Source organism: Phytoactinopolyspora endophytica (assembly GCF_004138495.1).
GTDB lineage: Bacteria > Actinomycetota > Actinomycetes > Jiangellales > Jiangellaceae > Phytoactinopolyspora > Phytoactinopolyspora endophytica.
This window is the reverse complement of record NZ_ML142856.1, coordinates 73,297-77,153: the sequence shown is the minus strand read 5'-3', so window position 1 is coordinate 77,153 and position 3,857 is coordinate 73,297. Positions and strand designations below refer to the sequence as shown.

The window sequence follows — 3,857 nt, the reverse complement described above, 5'->3', positions numbered from 1 at the left end:
CTGTCGCGCCGGCGGGGTCGGTGCACTGGGCGGCACGTGGACACCGGGGAGCTCTCGGGGGGCGTGGAACCTCGTCGGCCGAGGTTCTTGAAGACAACGTCATAGCCGACATGAATGGGGAAATGAATGTACGGCAGGGTAGGGACGCCGGAGAGCCGCAGGTCACGTGCCTTGGCGGTTCCATGGCGGAGAACATCGGCGTTCACTCTCGTGATGGCGCTCATCAGCACCTTGCTGATGAGCGCTGCGCCCGCGTGGGCATCACAGACGCCAGAGACGGTCGAGTCGACTGTGTCTGCCACGGCGGAGCCGGACGATGCCGAGGTGAACGAGTCGGCTGATTCGGAGCTTGAGGCGTCCGAGGAGCAGGCCGAGGGCGAGGCAGCCCCAGAGACTGAGACATCTGAGCTGGATGCGTCCGACCCGGAGGCCCAGGACGACGCCGTCTCTGAGGAGGACACGGGGGACGAGCCTGCCTCGGAGAAGGACGCTGCCGAGGAGCCATCGGAAGACAAGGCGTCCGAGGACGCGGCGTCTACGGAGCAGTCGCGTGACGGTCCCGCTGAGAAGAACGGTGCTCAGGACTCCGCGGACGACACCAAGGACGCCGAACCCAGCGCTGATCTCAGGGCGGCGTCGACGCCGGTGTACGAGATCACCGGTCAATGGATTGACCCGCCGGCCACGATCACCCGGGGCACCCCAGTGGTGGCCGAGTGGCGAGTGAACGTCAACGACGATGAGGAGCCGCCGAGTAATGACCCGGTGGATAACGTCGTGGCGACGTTCACGGTGGACAAGGCGTTCTTCGATGAGATTCCGGACCTGTGTCTGACCGATGGTGTGGACCCGGCGTCGAGCATCTCCGACGACGGCATGGAGCTCACCTGTAACTTCGGCACCGTCGACATGGGTACGGCGCTCGTGGTACAGACGCCGGTCGTGGCGAACGGTAACACCGGGGAGGAGATCGTGCTGGACGGCACGTCCCCCGGCGACGAGACCGTGGAGCTCGACCCGATCGAGATCGTCAACCCGTTCCTCATGGACATCCAGTGGAATGGGGTCACCAACTACGAGCAGTGGGACGACATCTTCGACCCCACCTATGTCGATGTCGATCTCGAGTGGTCCGTGCGGTTGGGTAAGGGCTCCGACCCAGGCCCGACTGACGCGATCACCTACCGGCTGAACGTCGCGGCGACGGACGTGAACAACCAGCCGCAGCGCGTGGAGGTCGGCTTCCACCCGAGCGACCGAGGGCAGCCCGACAACCACGGCAAGGAAGGCTGCACCAGCTACGACTTCGGCGCAGGCAACGGCGCCGAAGGGCATCCGTTCTCCTCGGTCCCTGAGAACGATCGACACACGAACTTCGTCGAGAAGTGCAAGCTGAGTCCGGTCGACGGTCAACCAGGTGTTTTCGATCTCACTCTCGAGGGGATCAACTACGACCTCGCCGATGTGCCCGAGCTGGACTCGCAAGGCAATCTGTTGCCGCCCAACTGGGATTATGTGGCCAGCGGCACGGTGTGGTTCCGGGTGCACACCAGTGAGGCTGGTTCGATCCGCCTCACGTCGGAAGCGCCGACGTATGAGGCGCCCACCGGGCAGGAGTACGACGACCTGCCCGGCAACAACCGGACCAACAAGGCGTACACGTTGCCTGGTGGTTGGGCCGCGGCGTGGGTTCGCGCCTACACCGGCTCGGGCGGAACACACTGGGACGACTCCTATCGGGTTCCGGCTGGCACCACGTTGACGGCGGTCGCCAACAACACCGGTGGAGCCATCAACGCGGACCCTGACAGCCAATGGGGCAACTGCGTCGTGCTTGATACGGCGTACGTGACGTACCAGGACTTCGTCCCCGATCCCGACCGCGACCGCTTCGCCTCGCAGGTACGTGGCTATCCCGCCGCTGGTCAGGAAAATCCAGGCGGACCCTACACGCTCGACAACCCGCCTGCGATCCAGTACTACACGGGCGGCGTCGGTGACCCGGATACGTTCGACTGCGGCGTCGGAGGCTGGTCCACGGATGCCCCGGCGGACCCAGCAGACGTCACGGCGATCCGAATCGTCTACGACCACTCGCTGTACGCCGACGAAGACTGGGCCGGCTTCCAGCTCCAGGCTCGGGTGAAGATCAACGACGACGTGCCGGCGGGTCAGGATGTGTGGACGTTCGGCTCGGCGTTGCGCAACGGGAACTGGGTCGGCCCGGGACGCGGCGGCGTCATCACCCCGACGCCTGGCTCTCGCTACGAGCACACCAACGGACGCCGAGACATCGTGCGGATCGTGCTCGCCGACCCGCACATCGAGAAAGAAGCAGCCGAGGCGACGGTAACACCGGGCGTGCCGGCCGACTTCACGCTGACATACTCGGCGACCGGATCCGGGTTGATCCCCGACACGGTGGACGGATACGAGATCGTTGACACGTTGCCGGTGGGCATGACCTACGAGCCGGAGTCGGCTGATCCCGAGCCGGTGGTGACCACGGATGCTCAGGGTCGTCAGGTGTTGACCTGGACACTGGACGGTGTGGAGACGAACGTCGATCATGAGCTGACCTACCAGGCGGTGGCGGACTCGAGCATCGAGCCGGGCACGACACTGACGAACACGGCCTACTCAAGCCTGGCCGGTGAGGACTCGGCCGAGGTCGACGAGACGGTGACGACCACCGCCAACGGCTACACAATGATCCTGAAGACGTCGGATGTGGAGTACATCCCGAACATCGACGGTGATGGTGTGGGCCAGGGTTCGTGGACGGTGGAGATCGAGTCGAACGACCCGATCTCGCAGTCGTTCACTGACACCATCGACATCCTGCCGTACAACGGGGACGGGCGCGGGACCTCGTACTCCGGCACGTACACGCTGGACGAGGTGGTCACTCCGGAAGGCGGGACGGTGTACTACACCGATGCCGACCCGGAGACGCTGTCTGATGACCCGGACGATGAATCCAACGGCACGCGTGGTGACCCGGACGGGAACACCGTCGGGTGGACCACGGACCGGCCGGACAACCCGACCGCCATCCGCGTGATCGGTGGCGAGCTGGAATCCGGTGACACGTTCTCCTTCCAGGTGGTCATCACCACGGAGGGCGCGCAGGCGCAGGACGTGTTCGTGAACCGGGCGCAGGCTCGGGCCGAGCACACCGAGCTGGTAATGCGCACCTCGGCCGTGCTGATCGTCACCGATTACTCGGTGGAGAAGACCTCGGATCCGGAACCAGGATCGACTGTGGCGCCGGGTGACGTGGTCACGTACATGGTCGAGGTCACGCAGGAAGGTGACGTGCCGGCTGGTGCGGTGTTCAGGGATGACCTGGCCGACGTGCTGGACGACGCGGTCTACAACGACGACGTCGACGCCGACATCGGCGAGGCGACCGTCGAGGACGGGGTCCTGTCCTGGGAGGGCGAGATCCCGGTCGGTGAGGTCGCGACCATCACCTACTCGGTGACCGTCAAGGACATCGAGGGCCTCGAGGCGGACGGCGACACCATCATCGACAACTCGGTGTGGTCGCCCGGATGCCCTGCATCGGTTGAGGGAGAGGAGAACCCATGCGAGCCGCCGCCTATTATCGTCGGCTGGTACGACTACTCCAAGACCTCGGACCCGGCACCAGGCTCGACTGTTCAGACCGGCGACGTGGTCACGTACAACGTGGAGATCGTCCAGCGCGGCGAGGGCGCCATCGAGAACGCACGGATCGAAGATGATCTGTCGGCGGTTCTCGACGACGCCGAGTGGAACGATGACGCGGAGGCGTCTCAGGGTGAGGTGTCATACGACGAGCCGAACCTGACCTGGACCGGCGATCTAGAGAA

2 protein-coding genes are annotated in these 3,857 nt (G+C 65.0%); one reads left to right on the top strand and one right to left on the bottom strand.

All coding sequences use genetic code 11. From position 1 onward, the window contains the following. Window positions 1-224 (bottom strand): hypothetical protein (locus ELR45_RS38115; RefSeq protein WP_205856730.1); only part of this gene is annotated, 224 nt, incomplete at its 3' end. On the opposite strand from ELR45_RS38115, the gene ELR45_RS16655 reads away from it, so the two are divergent. Next, the coding region (locus tag ELR45_RS16655) for a DUF7927 domain-containing protein (protein ID WP_165367847.1) at window positions 214-3,857 on the top strand (3,644 nt) is incomplete at its 3' end. The genes ELR45_RS38115 and ELR45_RS16655 overlap by 11 nt on opposite strands.